Genomic DNA, 15,458 nt, shown 5'->3' on the forward strand with positions numbered 1-15,458 from the left:
CAGCGACGGCTGGGGCTGTGCCGGCCCGGCGGGCGCGACCTCGGCCGACGCCGCCGCGTCGTCGGCGGACGGCGCCTGCTGCGCCGGGACGGCGGAGGGGGTGCGGGCACGCCGGCCGTCGTCGGGGTGGACGACCTCGATGGCGCGGGGGCGGTTGGGGTCCCGCCGCAGGTAGCCCTTGCGCTCGAGCGTGGCCAGCTGGTGGGCGACGCTGCTGGGCGAGGTGAGGCCGACCAGCTCGCCGATCTCCCGCATCGACGGGGGGTAGCCCCGCGTCTGCACCGCGTCCCGGATCGCGTCGAGGACCAGCCGCTGGCGGGGGGTCAGGCCGTCGAGGTCGGTGCTGGGCATGACGGGCTCCTCTGCTCGGGCGGTGGCCCGGTGCTCAGGTGGTCCGGGGAGTTGTGTCCGACCCCCCGTGTTGGCTCTGATCATGAAGTTAGGCCGTCGAACACCTGTCCACAAGCACCGCGGTGCGCGTGTCCGACCGCGTGTCGCGGCGTGGTGCGCGTTCCCGGTCGAGCCGCGGTCCCGGGGCGCCGTCGACGGCCTCCGACCTGCGGGGACACCCGTCCGTTCGAACACCTGCTCGACAAAGTCTCGACCTGAGGTTAAGGTACACCTGTTCGACTCGGCCGCCCCGGCCTCGAACACGCGTCCGGAGGAGCACACCATGAGCACCGCCACCCTGATCCCCGTCCGCACCGCCGTCACCACCCGCACCAGCTCCACCAGCACTGCCCGCGCTGCCGGCGCCCCCCGCACCGCGCCGACCCGCACCGCGTCGACCCGCACCACGCTGACCCGCACCACGGGCCCGGACCGCAGCGCAGCGGCCACCACCCGCGGGACCTCCGCCGCCGAACGCCTCGCCGCACGCCCGGTGCGCCCCGCGGTGCGGGCGGCCCGCCCGGCCCCGTCGGCCGGCGCGCTCGTGCTCACGGCACGCGGTCGCCGGGTCGTGCGGCTGATCGTGCTCGGGGTGGCGACCGCGGTCCTCGCGGCAGGGCTCGTCCTGGCCTGGGTGGCCCTGGCCGCGACGGTAGCGCCGGGTGCGTCCGCCGGGGACGGCCGGGCCGGGGTGCTCAGCGGTGCGGGCGCGCAGACGCTGCCCACCGAGACCGTCGCGGTGGTCGTGGCGCCCGGGGACACCCTGTGGCAGCTCGCGCGCGACCACGCGCCCGAGCGCGACCCGCGCTCCGTCGTCGCGGACATCGTCCAGCTCAACGACCTCGGCTCGGCCGGGGTGCAGGCCGGCACCGAGGTGCGCGTCCCCGTCGGCTGACAGGCTGGGGCGGTCGCTCGCCGGGACCGCGCGGGGGAGCGGTCGCGCGGCCGACCGGGCCGACCGGGCCGACCGGGCCGACCGGGCCGCCGGAACGCGCGTAGCGGCCACGTCGTCGGCACAGGGCTCGTCGGAATCCCCGACGGGCCCTCCGTCGTCCCCCGGCACCCCCAGCCGTCCGCACCGAGGGGGTCCTGCGAGAGCTCGCCGCACCGCCTCCCAGGACGACTCCGCAGGTCACGGCGGCGAGTCGGGAAGCGCGGCCGGGGCGCTTGCGTTCCAGTGGTCGGCTGTTACGGTAAGCACAACATCTAGTAGTTACAGGGCTGTGGTTCGTCCACATCTGGTCCACAGCCCGTCCACAGCGACACGCCGCACTGTCAACAGGTTGCCCACAGGCTCGTCCACAGCAGGACGGGGTCGGGGGCGCGCGGCACCCTCCCACGAGACGAGGCCTCTCCCATGCGGTGCCCCTTCTGCCGTCACGGCGACTCGCGCGTCGTGGACTCGCGGGTGACCGAGGACGGCACGGCCATCCGCCGCCGCCGCCAGTGCCAGGACTGCGACCGACGCTTCACCACGCTGGAGTCGGCGAGCCTCACCGTGGTCAAGCGGTCCGGCGCCACCGAGCCCTTCTCCCGCGAGAAGGTCGTCGCCGGCGTCCGCAAGGCCTGCCAGGGCCGTCCCGTCTCCGAGGACGACCTGGCGCTGCTGGCCCAGCGTGTCGAGGAGCAGGTCCGCCAGACCGGCGCCGCAGAGATCGAGGCGCACGAGATCGGCCTCAGCATCCTGCCGCCGCTGCGCGACCTCGACGAGGTGGCCTACCTCCGCTTCGCGAGCGTCTACCAGGCCTTCGACTCCCTCGAGGACTTCGAGTCGGCCATCACCCTGCTCCGCGTCGAGCGGGAGCAGCAGACCACCTGACAGCGCCGGGCACCACGCCGGCCGCACCGTCGGACCCGCCAGGGACCATGGGCACCACCTGCACGGACACACAGGCACGGACACACCACAGACCGCCAGAGAGCAGGGGACAGATGACCGAGACCACGTCCAAGCGCACCACCAAGGCCCGGGCCGCCACCGGCGGGCTCACCGTCGAGCGGGTGTGGACCACCCCGGGTGTCCACCCGTACGACCAGGTGACGTGGGAGACGCGCGACGTCGTCCAGACCAACTGGAAGACCGGCGAGACGATCTTCGAGCAGCGCGGCGTGGAGTTCCCCGACTTCTGGTCGGTCAACGCCTCCTCGATCGTCACGACCAAGTACTTCCGCGGTGCGGTCGGCGCCGACAACCGCGAGCGCAGCCTGCGCCAGCTCATCGACCGGGTCGTCCTCACCTACACCAAGGCGGGCAAGGAGCACGGCTACTTCACCACCGCCGAGGACGCCGAGGTCTTCGAGCACGAGCTGACGTGGATGCTCCTGCACCAGGTGTTCAGCTTCAACAGCCCCGTGTGGTTCAACGTCGGCACGTCCGCGCCGCAGCAGGTCAGCGCCTGCTTCATCCTCGCCGTCGACGACACGATGGACTCGATCCTCAACTGGTACCGCGAGGAGGGGCGCATCTTCAAGGGCGGCTCCGGCGCGGGCCTCAACCTGTCCCGCATCCGCTCCAGCAAGGAGCTGCTGTCCTCCGGCGGCACCGCGTCCGGCCCGGTCTCCTTCATGCGTGGCGCCGACGCCTCCGCCGGCACCATCAAGTCCGGCGGCGCCACCCGGCGCGCGGCCAAGATGGTCGTCCTCGACGTCGACCACCCCGACATCGAGGAGTTCGTCGAGACCAAGTCGCGCGAGGAGGACAAGATCCGCGCGCTGCGCGACGCCGGTTACGACATGGACCTCGGCGGCAAGGACATCACCAGCGTCCAGTACCAGAACGCCAACAACTCCGTCCGCGTCTCCGACGAGTTCATGCGCGCCGTCGAGGACGGCACCGGCTTCGGCCTGCGCTCGCGCAGCACCGGCGAGGTCATCGAGACCGTCGACGCCCGCACGCTGTGGGGCAAGATCGCCACCGCCGCCTGGGAGTGCGCCGACCCGGGCATCCAGTACGACGACACGATCAACGACTGGCACACCACGCCCGAGTCCGGCCGGATCAACGCCTCGAACCCGTGCTCGGAGTACATGCACCTGGACAACTCCAGCTGCAACCTCGCCAGCCTCAACCTGCTGAAGTTCCTCAAGGACGACGGCAGCTTCGACGCCGTCCAGTTCGCGAAGAGCGTCGAGCTCGTCATCACCGCGATGGACATCTCCATCTGCTTCGCCGACTTCCCGACCGACCCGATCGGCGAGACCACCCGCGCCTTCCGCCAGCTCGGCATCGGCTACGCCAACCTGGGTGCGCTGCTCATGGCCTCCGGCCTGGCGTACGACTCCGACGGCGGCCGCGCCCTCGCCGCCTCCATCACCAGCCTCATGACCGGCGTGTCCTACAAGCGCAGCGCCGAGCTGGCCGGCGTCGTCGGCCCGTACGACGGCTACGCCCGCAACGCCGAGGCCCACCAGCGCGTCATGCGCAAGCACGCCGCGGCCAACGACTCCGTGCGCGGGATGCACACCCTCGACAAGTCGGTCCACGCCCTGGCGACCAAGGCCTGGGCCGAGGGCAACAAGCTCGGCGAGGTCAACGGCTGGCGCAACAGCCAGGCCAGCGTGCTGGCCCCCACCGGGACCATCGGCTTCATGATGGACTGCGACACGACCGGCATCGAGCCGGACTTCTCGCTGGTCAAGTTCAAGAAGATGGTCGGCGGCGGGTCGATGCAGATCGTCAACCAGACGATCCCGCGCGCGCTGCGCAAGTTCGGCTACACGGAGGAGACCGTCGAGGCGATCGTCGCCTACATCGGCGAGAAGGGGCACGTCACCGACGCGCCCGGCCTCAAGCCCGAGCACTACGAGGTCTTCGACTGCGCGATCGGCGCCCGCTCCATCAAGCCGATGGGCCACGTCCGGATGATGGCGGCGGTCCAGCCGTTCCTGTCCGGCGCCATCTCCAAGACCGTCAACATGCCCGAGGACGCCACGGTCGACGAGGTCGCCGAGGTCTACCTCGAGGGCTGGCGCTCCCAGCTCAAGGCGCTGGCCGTCTACCGCGACAACTGCAAGGTCGGCCAGCCGCTGTCCAGCGGGTCCTCCGCGAGCACCAGCGGCGGCGCGTCCGCCGCCGACAAGGCGGCCGCCGCCAGCGCCGCGCAGGTGACGGTGGAGTACCGGCCGGTCCGCCGCCGGCTGCCCAAGAAGCGCCCCGCCAGCACCACGTCGTTCACCGTCGGCGGCGCGCAGGGCTACATGATCAGCTCGTCCTACCCGGACGACGGCCTCGGCGAGCTCTTCCTCAAGATGAGCAAGCAGGGCTCCACCCTCGCCGGGATGATGGACGCCTTCTCCATCGCCGTCTCGATCGGCCTGCAGTACGGGGTGCCGCTGGAGACCTACGTCGAGAAGTTCACCAACATGCGCTTCGAGCCGGCCGGTCTCACCGACGACCCGGACGTCCGCATGTCCGCCTCGATCATGGACTACGTCTTCCGCCGCCTGGCGCTGGACCACCTGCCCTTCGAGACCCGCTCCGCCCTCGGCATCCACACCGCCGACGAGCGCCAGCGCCAGCTCGAGACCGGGGTCTACGAGGAGCTGTCCGACGACGACGACCTCGGCGACGACGGCTCGTTCGCCGCGGACTCCCTCGCGCAGTCCGCGCCGGTGAAGGCCGCCGCCCCGGCCCCCGTCGCCCCGTCGACGACGCCGGCCACGGCGCCCGTCGCCGAGGCGGTCAAGCCGGTCCCGGCGCAGGTGCACTCCTCGACCGAGCTCATGGAGGCCATCCAGGGCCGGACCCAGGACAGCCCGATGTGCCTGACGTGCGGGGTCAAGATGCGCCCCGCCGGCAGCTGCTACGTCTGCGAGGGCTGCGGCTCCACCAGCGGCTGCAGCTGACCCGTCCGCCGTCGGCCTGCCCCGGTCCCCGTCAGGGGGCCGGGGCGGGCTGCGTCGGCAGGGGAGAGGTCCGGTGGCCTCCCGTCAGCAGGTCGTAGCGCGTCAGGCTCCCCCCGCGCAGGTCGACCACGGAGCAGGTCGGGCCGTGGTCGCGGGTGAGCGTCCCGGCGTCCACCACGAGCAGGTCCCCGCCGGCGCGCGGGACGGGCAGCCCCCAGGCGTCGGTGCCCAGCCCGAACCGGGCGGCGCCGGGGCGGTGGGTGTGGCCCTTGACGACGACCGCCGGCGGGACCACCTCCTCGAGCAGCCGCAGCAGGACCTCGTTCTGCTCCAGGGAGTAGCCGACGTCGTCGGCGCGGAGCCGGTTCATGTCGTCGTCGTCCAGCCCGTGGCACAGCAGCAGCCCGCCGGGCACACCCAGGGGCAGCCGGACGGCGGCCGGCAGGCCCTCGAGCCAGGTCCTGGTCAAGGCATCCAGGTCGTCCGCCCGGTGGGCGTGACGCAGGTCGCGGGCCTCTCCCTCCAGGAGCCACCGGTCGTGGTTGCCCCGGACCGTGACCACGCCGGCGTCGCGCAGCAGGCGCACGGTCCGGTCGACGTCGCCCCGGCCGTCGACCACGTCACCGGTGCACAGCAGCACGTCCGGCTGGTGCACGGCGAGCAGGTCGAGCGCATGCTCGAGGAGCTCGTCCTCGGCGTGCGGGTCGCCGACCAGGCCGAGCACGGTGGGCGGTGGCGACGCCATGGCGGGTCAGCCCTCGCCGAGCAGCACCGGCAGCGCCGCCTCGGCGGTCGCCCGCACGTGGACTTCGTAGCGGCTCGCGGTGCTCCCGTGCAGCGGCAGCCCGTCGGGGGCGACGTCGTCGGGGTTGACCGCCACCGTGAGCGCCCCCACGTCGCGGGCGTAGCGCAGCAGGCTGCTGGCCGAGCTCACCAGCCCGCTGGTGCCCACGGCGAGCAGCACGTCGCAGCCGCGGACCGCCGACCGGGCCTGCCACTGCGCGTCCAGGGCGACCGGCTCGCCGAAGAGCACGACGTCCGGCCGCAACGGGGCGCCGCAGGCCGGGCAGGGCGGCGGCCCCGCCCACGGCTCCCGGTCGACCGCCCGGTGGCAGCCGGGGTCGCGGGTGCAGCGGGACACGAGCAGCTGCCCGTGCAGGTGGGCGACGGGGACCTCGACAGGGCCCCGTCCTGCGGAGGCGTCCGGGACGACGACGTCGAGCCCCGCCGCGCGCTCGTGCAGGTCGTCGACGTTCTGCGTGACCAGGGTGCGGACGGTGCCCGCCGGGGACCCCGCCACCCAGCCGGCCAGGGCGAGGTGGGCGGCGTTCGGACGTGCCGCGGTGACCTCGGCGCGGCGGGGCCCCCAGGCCTGCCACAGCCGGGGAAGGGACCCGGGGAGCCGGGTGCCGTCGAGCTCGACCGGGAGATCGTCGGCGTCGTACGGGGCGGTCGCGCCGCCCGCGGGACCGTCGGGGGTCCGGTAGGCGGGGATGCCGCTGGCCACGCTCGTGCCCGCGCCCGTGAGGACCAGGACCCGGCGCGCCGACGACAGGGTGCGGGCCAGGGCAGGGACGCCGGCCAGTCGAGGGTCGGTCGACCGGTCGACGCGCACCTCCAGGCTCACCCGCGCCATGGTGCCCGAGGACCGGCACCGGTGGGGCTCGATATCCCGTTGCCCGGTGGGCGGCCGGCCCACCACCATCGGGGCGTGGGCAGTCCCAGGACCGACGAGCGACAGCACGGCGACAAGCCGCGCTGAGCCGCACGCACCCCTCCGGGGGTGCCGGGCGGTCCACCACCGCCCGTGGTCCAGAGGACACGACACCGGCCTACGGAGCCGGGGACGCAGGTTCGAGTCCTGCCGGGCGGACGCGACGAGACGTCGCACCACCCCCGACAGGAAGGACAGTCCCGTGCCCACCCTCGCCGGTCCCCGGCTGCTCAGCTGGGCGTCGGTCGTCGACGACGCCACGCTCGCGCAGGCCCGCCGGACCGCGTCCATGCCGTTCGTGCACCCCCACGTCGCCCTCATGCCCGACGCCCACGTCGGGAAGGGGTCGACCGTCGGCTCCGTCATCCCCACCTCGCGGGCCCTGATGCCGGCGGCGGTGGGGGTGGACATCGGCTGCGGCATGGTCGCCGCCCGCACCGACCTCACCGCCGACGACCTGCGCGCCCGCGGGGACCTGCGGGACCTGCGGGTCGCGGTCGAGCGGGAGGTGCCGCTGTCGGCAGGGCAGGCCAACCGGAGCCTCACCGAGACCGCGGCGGCCCGCGTCGCGGAGCTCGAGGACCTGGCCGAGGTCGGCTACGACGGCTTCGCCGCCCGGTGGCGGCTCCAGCTGGGCACCCTCGGCTCGGGCAACCACTTCATCGAGGTGAGCCTGGACGAGGAGAGCCGGGTGTGGGCGTTCCTGCACTCCGGCTCGCGCGGGGTGGGCAACAGGATCGCCCAGCGCCACACCGCCGTCGCCCAGGAGCTGTGCGCCCGCTGGTACGTCGACCTGCCCCACCGTGACCTGGCATACCTCGTCGAGGGCACCGACGAGTTCTGGGCATACGTGCGCGACCTGCGGTGGGCGCAGCGGTACGCCCTGCTCAACCGCGAGGAGATGCTCGACCGCGTCCTGGGCTGCCTGCGCCGGTGGGCCGGCCGCGAGGTCGTGGAGCAGGAGCGCATCTCCTGCCACCACAACTACACCGAGCAGGAGACGCACGCCGGCCGCGAGGTCTGGGTCTCCCGCAAGGGGGCCATCGCGGCGGGCGAGGGCACGATGGGGCTGATCCCGGGGTCGATGGGGACGGCGAGCTACGTCGTCGTCGGCAGGGGCGACACCGCCTCGCTGTGCTCCGCGCCCCACGGGGCGGGCCGGGCGTACTCGCGGACCCGGGCCCGCAGCACGTTCTCCGTCGAGGAGCTGCGCACCGCGATGGCGGGGATCGAGTTCCGCGACACCGAGGCGTTCGTCGACGAGATCCCGGCCGCGTAGAAGGACATCGACCAGGTGATGGCGGACGCCGCGGACCTGGTCGAGGTCCGCCACACCCTGCGCCAGGTCGTCAACGTCAAGGGCGAGTGACCCCCACGCCGGTCCGGCCCCCCCGGGGCCGAGCCGGCCACTGCCCGCGGGGCCGGCCGGTGGCGCCCGGCGGGACGAACCGGTCGATGTCGGCGCTCACGTCCGGGGGCCGGCGTGCCGATGACCCCCAGCACGGAGGTCGGAGCCGGTCCACGGCACGGGCCCCGCGGCAGGCGAGGGGGGACGGATGAGCAGGGTCCTGGACCTCGCGCGGCCGCTGGCCGACCGTGGCTTCCGCCAGCTCTGGGCCTCGCAGGTGCTGAGCGAGATCGGCGACTGGGCGGCCCGGCTCGCCCTGGTCGTCCTCGTCATGGACCGCAGCGGGTCCGCGGCCTGGGCCGGTGCCGCCGTCGGCGCCTCCCTGGTCGCGTGGCTCGGCCCGGGCCAGCTCGTCGCCGGCCTCGTGGACCACCTGGACCGCCGCACGGTCATGGTCGGCGCCGACCTGGTCCGTGCCGCCGCGTTCCTCCTGCTCCTCGTGCCCGCCCCGGTCGGCGTCACGGTGGCGCTGGCCGCCGTGGCAGGCCTGGCCTCCCCGGCGTTCGCCGGCGCCCGGTCCGCCGCGCAGGTGGAGCTCGTCGACCCCGACCGGTACGGGCCCTCGGTCGCGCTCACCGGCATCACGCAGGACGTCACCGTCCTCGTCGGGTACCTGCTCGGGGCGCTCGCGCTCGGCGTGGGCGACCCCTCGACCGCCCTCGCCGTCAACGCGGTGACCTTCGTGGCCTCGGCCGCGGTGCTCACCGGCCTGCCGCCGCTGCCCTCCCGGGACCCCGCCAGCACCACGGGCACCACGACCGGCGGCACGGCCGGCGCGACCGGGGGAGCGGGCGGGACGACCGGTGCCGCCGTCGCCGTCGTCCTCGGGGACGCCACGGTGCGGCGCGCGGTGGTCCTCACCCTCGGCGCGACCTTCTCCGCGACGGCGTCGGAGACCCTGCTCGTCGTCTGGGCCGTGCGGGACCTCGGCGGCGCCTCGTGGCTGGCCCCCGTCCTGCTCGCGGCCACGACCGCGCTCACCCTGGTGGGCACGGCGCGGGTGGCCCTGGACGGCAGCGCGTCGTCCCTGCTGCGCACCACGGCCCGCCTGACGGCCCTGCCCGCGCTCGCCGTCGCCGGCCTGGCCGCCGCGGGGTGGGCCGCGACGCTGGTCCACGCCCCCGACCTCGTGGGCGGACCGGTCGCCGGCTCCCTGTCCTGGTGGGTCGCCGCCGCCCTGGGCGTCGCGGCGTTCGTCGTGGCCGGGCTGCTCTTCGTGGCGACGACGCCCGCCAACGTCGTCGGCGGGCCCCGCCTGCCGCGCGAGCTGCGGGCCGTGGCCATCAGCGTCATCGTCGGCGCGACCACCGCGGGTCAGGCCCTCGCCGCCGTGGTGGCCGGCGGGCTGGCCGAGCTCGTGCCGGTCCTGTGGGCGCTCGTCCTCGTCATGGTGCCGGCCGTCCTGGTCGGCGGGGCGTGCCTGGTCCGGCAGCCCGCCGAGCCGACGGAGCAGCCTCACGGCGCAGGGGACGCCGGACCGGCGGAGGACCCGTCGGCCGTCGCCCGCCCGCAGCACACCGCCCCGGTGCCGGGCGTCCCCGGTGTCCCCGCCCAGCGGACGCCTGCCGACGACCACCCGGCGACCGTCCCCCCGCCCGGCGCGCCACCTGTGATGGTGCCGGCCGCCACGGCGGGTGCCCGGGCCGCCTGACCCACCGCAGGCGGTCGCCCCGGGCAGCCTGACCGAGCGCGGGCGATCGCCCGGGCCGGCCCCGCCGGGTCAGTCCTGGCGGCCCAGCCCGGCGGTGACGGCCTCGACGACGGGCTCCTCGCCGCCCACCAGCTCCAGCACGGTGGCCCGGGGGAGCGTCCCGGCCTCGACCAGCTCGACCACCTCCGCGAGCACCTCGGCGACGTCGGCGCGCGGCACGCTGCCCTCGACGGCATCGGCCCGCAGCCGGACCCTGCCCGTGGGCGGGTCGTCGGTGAGGTGGCCGGGGCGGAGCACGAGCACGTCCAGGTCGGCGCGGGCGAGCACCTCGTCCTCGGCCCGGAGCTTGGCGCGCAGGTAGGCGAGCATCGTCTCGTCGACGCCGTCGGGCTCGGCCCCGTCGCGCACGGACTCCACGCCCGCGCTGGAGACGAGCAGGTAGGCGCGCACGCCCGCCAGCACGGCCGCGTCGGCGAGCAGCACGGCGGCGCCCCGGTCGACCGTGTCCTTGCGGGCGGCGCCGCTGCCCGGGCCGGCCCCGGCGGCGAACACGACGCACCCGGCGCCGGCGAGCAGCGCCGCCATCTCCGCGGTGCGGGCCTGCTCGAGGTCGAGCACGGCGGCACCCATCCCGTCGGCGGTGAGGTCCTCCACGTGGGCGGGGTCGCGGACGACCCCCAGGACCTCGTGCCCGGTCTCGACGAGCCTGCGACCGGTGAGGCGGGCGACCGCGCCGTGGCCTCCGGCGATGACGACCTTCATGGGTGTGCCTTCCAGGGTGCTGCCGACGGCTCGGGCCCGCGGAGGCCGTCAGGTGCGCGCCGGGCCGCAGCCGGACGACCGATCAGTCCCGGCCTCCCGGACGGTCACCCGGTGCAGTGCCCACCCGAGACCGAGGAGTAAACCCATGACCGTCGTGCTGTGCATCGGGACGCGCAAGGGCCTGTGGCTGGCCACGAGCGAGGACCGCCGGGAGTGGCGGCTGTCCGACCCGCTCCTGCTCATGCAGGAGGTGCCCAGCGTCGCCGTCGACACCCGCGGCGGCTCCACCCGCCTGCTCGTCGGCACCCGGTCCGAGCACTGGGGACCCTCGGTGCTGCGCTCGGACGACCTGGGCGCCACGTGGTCGGAGCCGGAGCGCGGCAGCATCCGCTTCGACGAGGGGGACGGCGCGGCGCTGGCGCGGATCTGGCAGCTGCAGCCGGACGGCGAGGACCGGCCGGGCGTCGTGTGGGCCGGCTGCGAGCCCATCTCGCTGTGGCGCTCGACCGACGGCGGCGAGCACTTCGACCTGGTCCGCGGGCTGTGGGACCACCCGCACCGCGAGCACTGGGGTGCCGGGTACGGCGGGGCGGCCGCGCACTCGGTGCTCCCGAGCCCCGTCGACGGCACGGTGCACGTGGCGATGAGCACGGGCGGCGTCTACCGCAGCGAGGACGGCGGCGGGTCCTGGCAGCCCAGGAACTCGGGCATCTCGGCGTACTTCTTCCCCGGGCCCGCGCCCGAGTTCGGCCAGTGCGTGCACAAGATCGCCCGCGACGCCGGCGACCCCGCCCGGCTCTACGCGCAGAACCACCACGGCGTCTACCGCAGCGACGACTCCGGGGACACGTGGGTGTCGATCGCCGACGGGCTGCCGAGCGACTTCGGCTTCGTCGTGCTCGCCGACCCCGCGACCGCGGGCCGGGTCTGGGTGGTGCCCCTGGTAGCCGACGGCGAGCGGGTGCCACCGGGCGGGCGGCTGCAGGTGCACCGCTCCGACGACGCCGGCTCGACCTGGACAGCGTCGGGGCAGGGCCTGCCCGACGGGTGCTGGAACGCGGTGCTGCGGGACGCGGCGTGCGTCGACGACGCCGGGACGGCCCCCGGCGGGCAGGACGGCGACGCGGCTGACGGGGCGGTCGACGGGGCGGTCGGCGGGCAGGACGACGGGGCGACCGGAGTGTACCTCGGCACCCGCGGCGGCGACGTCTACGCCTCCGCGGACGGCGGCCGCTCCTTCGTGGAGGTGGCCCGCGGCCTGCCGGACGTGCTCAGCGTCCGCGCCGCCGTCGTCCGGGGTGCCGCGGCGCCGGTCGGGGCCTAGTGGGCACCGTCCGGCTGCGGGTGCCCCGGGTGCTGTCGGCCGACGCCGGGGGGCAGCGCGAGCTCGAGCTGCCCGCTCCCGCCGACGCCACCCTGGGGGGCCTGCTCGACGGGCTCCGCGCGAGCCACCCCGCGCTGGAGCGGCGGGTCCGCGACGAGACGGCCGCGCTGCGGCGCTTCGTCAACGTCTACGTCGACGGGACCGACGTGCGGCAGGCCGACGGCCTGGCCACCCCGGTGCGGGGCGGCCAGGCCGTCGAGGTCATCCAGTCGGTGGCCGGGGGCTAGCGCCCCCGGTCGTCCGTCCGGGACCGGGGGTCACGGGTCAGGCGACCCCTCCCCACAGCGCGGCGGCGACCTGCGGGAAGAGCCCCTGCGGGTGGCCGCGGTACAGCGGCTCGGTGGCGAACAGGGCCACCTCGGCGCCCTGGGCGGACACCCCGCTGACGACGACGGGCTGGCCGGCAGCCTCCTCCTGGCCGACCCAGTGCCCGGCGAGGAAGAAGTCGCCGGTCGCGAGCCGCTGGTCGACGCGCACCCCGGCACCGACGCCCGAGAAGTAGCGCGGGGAGCTGACGAAGGACTCGTCGGGCGCGCCGCCGGTCAGGGGAGAGGCGGGGTCGTTGACGACCGCGACGATGCCGTTGGCGTCGGAGCGGGCCGCCGTGGCGGTGACCGGCAGGAGCCCGGCCCGGCTGTTGAAGGTGACCCCGCCCGCGCCCCGGCCGACCACGTTGCCGCCGTCGGCGAGGAAGGCCGAGAAGCCCGACGCCGCAGCGCCGGTGAGCGCCGTGGGGTCGAGGGTGCCGGTGCCGACGTACAGGGCGTCGAAGTCGCCGAAGCCGTACGTGCCGTCGTTGAAGCCGGCGGTGGTCACGGGGGTGACCTCGAAGCCCATCCCGCGCAGCGCGAACACCTCCTGGTCGGACGCCGCGGCGGCGACCCGGGTGGCGGCGACGGTCTGGCCGGGCCGGAGCCGGCCCTGCCGGGCGGCGGTGAGGTCGACGCCGGTCCCGGCGGCGACGGCCGCGACGAGGGCGCGGTCGGCGCGGACCTGGAAGGTGCCGTCGGCGAGCCGGGTGACCTCGGCGCCCTCGGCGACCAGCCGGTTGACCGCCGCGACGCCCTCGCTGCTGTCGACCGACAGGACGTAGGCGGGCCGGCGGCCGGCGGGGACGCTGCCGGTGGCAGCCGCCTCGTCGACCTCGTCGAGCCGGTCCTCCGGCAGCGACCCGTCCTGCACGACGTCCACGTCCGCGCCCCACAGCGAGGCGAGGCTCCACGCAGAGATGTCGTACATGGTCGGGTAGAGCTCGGTGACGTCCTCGCCCACGTCGAGGATGGTGTTCGCCATCCCGCGCTTGGCCTGGTGCATGTCCACGACGTAGGAGCCCGCCGCGTAGCGCGTCCCGCCGATCGTGGTGGTGCCCACGGTGCGGTGGACCTCGACGTCGTTGTCCAGCAGGAACTGCACGACGCGCGCGGCCGCGGTCTCGCTGCGCTGCGCCTCGCCCGCGGGCACGACGTAGGCGCGCGGGTAGTCCTGGGGCAGCGTCGCGGTGTTGTCGATGTCGTCGGTGGGGTCGTCGGGGTCGCCCGCGTCGGTGCCCAGGTCCAGCGCCAGCGGGTCGTCGATGGGGCGCGACGGCTCACCGGCCTCGCCGCGGCGGAACTGCTCGATCTGGTCGGCGAGCAGCGTCGGGGCGTTCTCGTTGCTCCAGGCCAGGTTCGCCTCCATGGCGGACCGGGCGACGCCGGTGTTGATCCGCGTGCGGTTCCAGCGCTCGTCCTGCGTGAGCGTCGCGCCGCGGGGGTTGAGGGGGAACTCGATGGTGTGCCCGACCGCGCCGTGGAGCATCGCGTACATCGGCGTGAAGATCGGCGGCCAGTCGTCCCAGCCGTCGGTGTAGTCGCGGAACGGGATCTCCGCGGCGGTGTAGGAGCCGCCGTAGTAGGGCGCGAGGTCGGCGGCGTTGTCGGCCACGACCTGGGCCTCCATCGCCAGCCCGTTGCGCAGGGCGTTGCGGATGTAGAGGTCGTACTCGTAGTTCTCGCCGTGCGGGCCGGTCGTGGGCTCGATGAGGGTGCGGGCGACGTAGCCGTGCAGGTCGATCATGGTGAGCGGCTCGTAGCGGATGAGCTGGTCGCGCAGCGCGCGGACCTCCGCCTGCGACTGGGTGATGAAGTCGCGGTTCATGTCGAAGCCGTTGCCGTTGGCCCGCGTCGCCGCGACCCGGCCGTCCGGGTTCATCGACACGACGACCGCGATGACGTGCTCGTCGGCGAGGCGGGCGACGGCCTCGTCCTCGGAGAAGGCGAGCTCGTCCAGCAGCCCGAAGGCCGCGTCCGTGCCCTCCCACTCGTTGCCGTGGATGTTGTCGTTGACGAACAGCGGCGTCTTCCAGCCGTCGTAGCCGCCCGAGGCCTGCAGGGCCGCGGCGGCCACCGGGTCCTCCGAGCGCAGGTCGGACAGCCGCTGCCACTCGGCCCACTCCGCGTCGGTCATGGGGGAGGTGACGACGACCATGTGCAGGTCGCGGCCCTTGGCACTCTGGCCGATGACCTCGACGCTCACGCGCTCGCTGGCCTGCAGCGCCCGCAGCCGGGGCGCGAACTCGTGGTAAGGGACGAGGTTGAGCGGGAGGGAGGCGTCGGCCGGGTCGACCGGCACGTCCTCGATGACGTCGTTGCGGGGCTTGCCCGGCAGCCGGGGCGCGGCGACCAGGCTGCCGGGGGCGGTGCTCGCCGCGGCGGCGGAGGACCGCGCGGCGGAGACCTGGGCCGCCCGGCCCTGGCCGACGGCCGTGGCCGCCTCCTCGGCGGAGCCGCGGGTGGTGCGGTCCTCGGGCGGGGCAGCCTGCGCGCCCGGGACGAGGGAGAGCGCGAGCACGGACGCGGCGGCGGCCGGTACCCAACGTCGTCTGTTCACAGGTGACCTCTCAGCGTGCACGTGGGATTGGGGTGACCGTCAGGGAACGATGGGTCACTATGGTCCGACCGGGTGACCGCCACAAGGATCCGACCGACCGGTCGGTGACTGCTCGTGGTCGCCGCTGCACCACCCGCGCACCGAGGAGACCCCCCTCATGAGCATGACCACCGGAAGCCGTCCTGCCTGGCGTGACGTGGACGTCCAGTCCGTCGCCGTGCGCGTCGCCGTCGTGGCCGCCCTCGTCCTGCTGGTCGTCATGACCGTGTGGCTGACGCTGGCGCTGTCGCGCGACGGGGACACCGGCGGCGTCCCGCGGCCTGTCGGCGTGGGCCCCGGCCCGGTCCCGCTCGCCGACGAGCCCGTCGCGGCCGGCGCGCCGACCGCAGGCGTCCCGGCGGACGCCGGCTCCGCACGGCTGCCGGGCGGGGGCGAG

General features: G+C 75.0%; 12 protein-coding genes, 1 tRNA gene and 1 pseudogene. 9 read left to right on the forward strand and 5 right to left on the reverse strand.

All coding sequences use genetic code 11. The features are described 5' to 3' along the window. Nucleotides 1-351, reverse strand: a 351-nt coding sequence (locus WCS02_RS09685) for a LexA family protein (protein ID WP_479688802.1), incomplete at its 3' end; no start/stop codon positions are given. A 322-nt stretch (nucleotides 352-673) separates the two neighbouring features. On the opposite strand from WCS02_RS09685, the gene WCS02_RS09690 reads away from it, so the two are divergent. The 3 genes from WCS02_RS09690 to WCS02_RS09700 all read left to right on the forward strand — a co-directional run bounded on the left by WCS02_RS09690 (nucleotide 674) and on the right by WCS02_RS09700 (nucleotide 5,235). Continuing rightward, a complete protein-coding gene (locus WCS02_RS09690) occupies nucleotides 674-1,285 on the forward strand; it encodes a LysM peptidoglycan-binding domain-containing protein (protein WP_340292471.1) in 612 nt (203 codons plus the stop codon). A gap of 462 nt (nucleotides 1,286-1,747) precedes the next feature. Beyond that, nucleotides 1,748-2,209 carry a transcriptional regulator NrdR gene (gene nrdR / locus WCS02_RS09695; RefSeq protein WP_340292473.1) on the forward strand — a complete coding sequence of 154 codons (462 nt, stop codon included), beginning with the start codon at nucleotides 1,748-1,750 and terminating at the stop codon, nucleotides 2,207-2,209. Between the two features lie 113 nt (nucleotides 2,210-2,322). Next, on the forward strand, nucleotides 2,323-5,235 hold the full coding sequence (locus tag WCS02_RS09700; RefSeq protein WP_340292475.1) for a vitamin B12-dependent ribonucleotide reductase: 2,913 nt from the start codon (nucleotides 2,323-2,325) through the stop codon (nucleotides 5,233-5,235). Nucleotides 5,236-5,266: 31 nt separating this feature from the next. On the opposite strand, the gene WCS02_RS09705 is transcribed toward WCS02_RS09700, so the two are convergent. Further along, nucleotides 5,267-5,980 (reverse strand): metallophosphoesterase family protein, encoded by a 714-nt coding sequence (locus WCS02_RS09705; protein WP_340292477.1) that lies wholly within the window; start codon nucleotides 5,978-5,980, stop codon nucleotides 5,267-5,269. Nucleotides 5,981-5,986: 6 nt separating this feature from the next. After that, complete coding sequence (locus WCS02_RS09710; protein WP_340292479.1) at nucleotides 5,987-6,862, reverse strand: SIR2 family NAD-dependent protein deacylase; 876 nt, start codon at nucleotides 6,860-6,862, stop codon at nucleotides 5,987-5,989. Between the two features lie 174 nt (nucleotides 6,863-7,036). Between WCS02_RS09710 and WCS02_RS09715 the strand changes: the two genes are divergently transcribed. The 3 genes and pseudogenes from WCS02_RS09715 (at nucleotide 7,037) to WCS02_RS09725 (ending at nucleotide 10,008) form a co-directional block, all read left to right on the forward strand. Next, a tRNA-Arg gene (locus tag WCS02_RS09715) sits at nucleotides 7,037-7,108 on the forward strand. A 43-nt stretch (nucleotides 7,109-7,151) separates the two neighbouring features. Continuing rightward, nucleotides 7,152-8,318, forward strand: a pseudogene (locus WCS02_RS09720) (RtcB family protein). 187 nt (nucleotides 8,319-8,505) lie between these two features. Continuing rightward, nucleotides 8,506-10,008 (forward strand): MFS transporter, encoded by a 1,503-nt coding sequence (locus WCS02_RS09725; protein ID WP_340292481.1) that lies wholly within the window; start codon nucleotides 8,506-8,508, stop codon nucleotides 10,006-10,008. Nucleotides 10,009-10,077: 69 nt separating this feature from the next. On the opposite strand, the gene WCS02_RS09730 is transcribed toward WCS02_RS09725, so the two are convergent. After that, nucleotides 10,078-10,770, reverse strand: a complete 693-nt coding sequence (locus WCS02_RS09730; protein WP_340292483.1) for an SDR family oxidoreductase — start codon at nucleotides 10,768-10,770, stop codon at nucleotides 10,078-10,080. A 145-nt stretch (nucleotides 10,771-10,915) separates the two neighbouring features. Here WCS02_RS09730 and WCS02_RS09735 point away from each other — a divergent pair, with 145 nt between their 5' ends. Together WCS02_RS09735 and WCS02_RS09740 are read left to right on the forward strand one after the other, a co-directional pair. Then, nucleotides 10,916-12,094, forward strand: a complete 1,179-nt coding sequence (locus WCS02_RS09735; RefSeq protein WP_340292485.1) for a WD40/YVTN/BNR-like repeat-containing protein — start codon at nucleotides 10,916-10,918, stop codon at nucleotides 12,092-12,094. Between the two features lie 20 nt (nucleotides 12,095-12,114). Next, complete coding sequence (locus tag WCS02_RS09740; protein WP_340292487.1) at nucleotides 12,115-12,381, forward strand: MoaD/ThiS family protein; 267 nt, start codon at nucleotides 12,115-12,117, stop codon at nucleotides 12,379-12,381. Between the two features lie 37 nt (nucleotides 12,382-12,418). Here WCS02_RS09740 and WCS02_RS09745 read toward each other — a convergent pair whose 3' ends face one another. Further along, nucleotides 12,419-15,022: a M14 family zinc carboxypeptidase gene (locus WCS02_RS09745; protein WP_340292489.1), complete on the reverse strand. Its 2,604-nt coding sequence runs from the start codon at nucleotides 15,020-15,022 to the stop codon at nucleotides 12,419-12,421. A gap of 157 nt (nucleotides 15,023-15,179) precedes the next feature. On the opposite strand from WCS02_RS09745, the gene WCS02_RS09750 reads away from it, so the two are divergent. Continuing rightward, a partial coding sequence (locus WCS02_RS09750; protein ID WP_340292491.1) for a hypothetical protein occupies nucleotides 15,180-15,458 on the forward strand: 279 nt, incomplete at its 3' end.

The sequence above is a fragment of the Aquipuribacter hungaricus genome, assembly GCF_037860755.1.
GTDB lineage: Bacteria > Actinomycetota > Actinomycetes > Actinomycetales > JBBAYJ01 > Aquipuribacter > Aquipuribacter hungaricus.